We start from the raw sequence: 2,759 nt of genomic DNA, 5'->3' as shown, positions 1-2,759 counted from the left end.
ACCCCAAGCATAGGATTAATTTTTTGGACTGGAATATCGTTCATCTGCTTATTGATATTACTTAGAAAATTTGCATGGAAACCTATTTTAGGTGCTATTCACGAACGTGAGCAAAGCATTGATGAGGCACTTAACAAAGCTGAATTAGCCAAACAAGAAATGGCTCGTTTAACCAGCCAAAATCAAGATTTGATGCAACAAGCTCGTGCAGAACGTGATGAGATTTTAAAGGAAGCTAAAACTTTAAAGGATGGTATTTTAAACGAAGCTAAAAAACAAGCCCAGGTTGAAGGTGCTAAACTGATCGAGAAAGCTAAAATCGAAATCGAGAACCAAAAGAAAGCAGCTTTAGCTGAAGTTAAAGACCAGGTTTCTTCATTATCATTAGAAATTGCAGAACGTGTTTTACGTACCCAATTGGATGATAAAGCAAAACAAGAAACTTTAGTAGCTAACTTGTTAAAAGACGTTGAATTAAACTAAGCGTATTGCGTAAAGCGATAGCGTACTAAACGCTAACCGCTAAACGCCAACCCAAAAGATATGTCAGAAATTAAAGTTGCAAGCAGATACGCCAAATCATTAATAGACCTAGCCGTTGAAAACAACGCGTTAGAGGTTTCTTATAATGATATGGTTTTGTTTGAGCAAGTGGTTGATGAAACCCCTGAACTAGAAGCAATATTAAAAAACCCGATTGTACCTTTAGATAAAAAGACGGGTATTTTGAACGGTATTTTTGCTGATAAAGTAAGTAAACTAACCATCTCGTTTTTCAAGATTGTTGTAAGCAAAGGCCGCTCGGCGATTTTATTTGCTACAGCAAAACAGTTTATACAACAATATAACCTAATTAAAGGTATTGTGACTGCTGATGTAACTACTGCAAGTGCTTTAAGCCCTGCAGCTAAAGAGCAGATTATTGAAATTGTAAAAAGAGAATTAAAAGCTAACCAGGTTATTGTTAACGAAAAAATTAACGAAAAACTAATTGGTGGTTTTATATTAAAAGTAGGCGATAAGCAATTTGATGCAAGTATTGCCAGCGGTTTAAGTAAACTGAAAAAGGAATTTGCGCAATAGCGTAGGGCGATAAGCGTGTAGCGGAAAACGCCATGCGCCAAACGCCAAAAAAATAGAATTGCGTAAGCGGATGGCAAATAAATGCCAAGCGCCATGCGCCAAGCAAAAACATTTACAAAAAGATATAATTAAAATTATGGTAGAGGTAAGACCAGACGAAGTATCGGCAATTATCAGACAGCAATTGGCGGGCTTCAAATCAGAAACCGAACTGGAAGAAGTTGGTACCGTGTTGCAAGTGGGCGACGGTATTGCCCGTGTTTACGGTTTAACTAAAGTTCAATCGGGAGAATTAGTTGAATTTGCAAACGGCCTACAAGGTATCGTATTAAACCTTGAAGAAGATAACGTTGGTGTGGTACTTTTAGGTGCTTCAGACGAGATCAAAGAAGGTGATACGATTAAACGTACCAAAAAAATTGCCTCTATTAAAGTTGGTGAAGGTATGCTTGGCCGCGTAGTGAACACTTTAGGTGAGCCTTTAGATGGTAAAGGTCCAATCTTAGGTGAAACTTACGAAATGCCTTTAGAGCGTAAAGCACCAGGTGTAATTTATCGTCAGCCGGTAAATGAGCCTTTACAAACTGGTATTAAAGCAATTGATGCAATGATTCCAATCGGTCGTGGTCAACGTGAGTTGGTTATTGGCGACCGTCAGATTGGTAAAACTGCCGTTTGTATCGATACTATTATCAACCAAAAAGAATTTTATGAAGCAGGCCAGCCTGTGTTCTGTATTTATGTTGCTATCGGTCAGAAAAACTCTACTGTAGCTAACATTGTACGTACATTGGAAGAAAACGGCGCTTTACCATATACAGTTGTTGTTGCTGCTTCGGCTGCAGATCCTGCTCCAATGCAGTTCTATGCACCGTTTGCAGGTGCTGCAATTGGTGAGTTTTTCCGCGATACAGGCAGACCAGCTTTAATCGTTTATGATGATTTATCTAAACAGGCTGTAGCTTACCGTGAGGTATCTTTATTACTTCGTCGTCCACCGGGCCGTGAAGCTTATCCAGGTGACGTTTTCTACTTACACAGTCGTTTATTAGAAAGAGCTGCGAAAATCAACTCTAACGATGATATCGCAAAAGCGATGAACGATTTACCTGAATCGATTAAACATATTGTTAAAGGTGGTGGTTCATTAACAGCTTTACCGATTATCGAAACTCAGGCAGGTGACGTATCAGCATATATCCCAACCAACGTAATTTCGATTACTGATGGTCAGATTTTCTTAGAGTCGAACTTGTTCAACTCAGGTATCCGTCCGGCAATTAACGTAGGTATTTCGGTATCACGTGTGGGTGGTAATGCGCAAATCAAATCGATGAAAAAAGTAGCAGGTACTTTAAAATTAGATCAGGCTCAATACCGCGAGTTAGAGGCTTTCTCTAAATTCGGTTCTGATTTAGATGCTGCAACGAAATCGGTTTTAGATAAAGGTGCACGTAACGTACAAATGTTAAAACAAGCTCAGTTTACACCTTTTACAGTTGAAAAACAAGTAGCTATTGTTTATGCAGGTACTAAAAACTTAATGCGTAGCGTACCGGTTGATAAAGTAAAAGAATTCGAAACTGAATATTTAACGCAATTGGAATTACGTCATCCAGAAACTTTAGCGGCATTAAAAGCTGGTAAATTTGACGATACCATTACAGGTGTTTTAG

3 protein-coding genes are annotated in these 2,759 nt (G+C 38.6%); all 3 read left to right on the top strand.

Annotation, left to right across the window (positions count from 1 at the left end):
- The coding region (gene atpF / locus AC1DND_RS24875) for a F0F1 ATP synthase subunit B (protein WP_477585236.1) at positions 1-483 on the top strand (483 nt) is incomplete at its 5' end.
- Positions 484-543: 60 nt separating this feature from the next.
- Complete coding sequence (atpH, locus tag AC1DND_RS24870; protein WP_477585235.1) at positions 544-1,083, top strand: ATP synthase F1 subunit delta; 540 nt, start codon at positions 544-546, stop codon at positions 1,081-1,083.
- Positions 1,084-1,219: 136 nt separating this feature from the next.
- Positions 1,220-2,759, top strand: a 1,540-nt coding sequence (atpA, locus tag AC1DND_RS24865; protein ID WP_477585234.1) for a F0F1 ATP synthase subunit alpha, incomplete at its 3' end; no start/stop codon positions are given.

It is taken from the genome of Pedobacter sp. 01N416, assembly GCF_056399685.1.
The sequence above is the reverse complement of the archived record's forward strand: the minus strand, read 5'-3'. Positions and strand labels throughout refer to the sequence as shown.

What these genes read in the sequence shown, in the direction of transcription:
- atpH (WP_477585235.1), top strand. Translation starts at nt 544, where the DNA reads ATGTCAGAAATTAAAGTTGCAAGCAGATACGCCAAATCATTAATAGAC.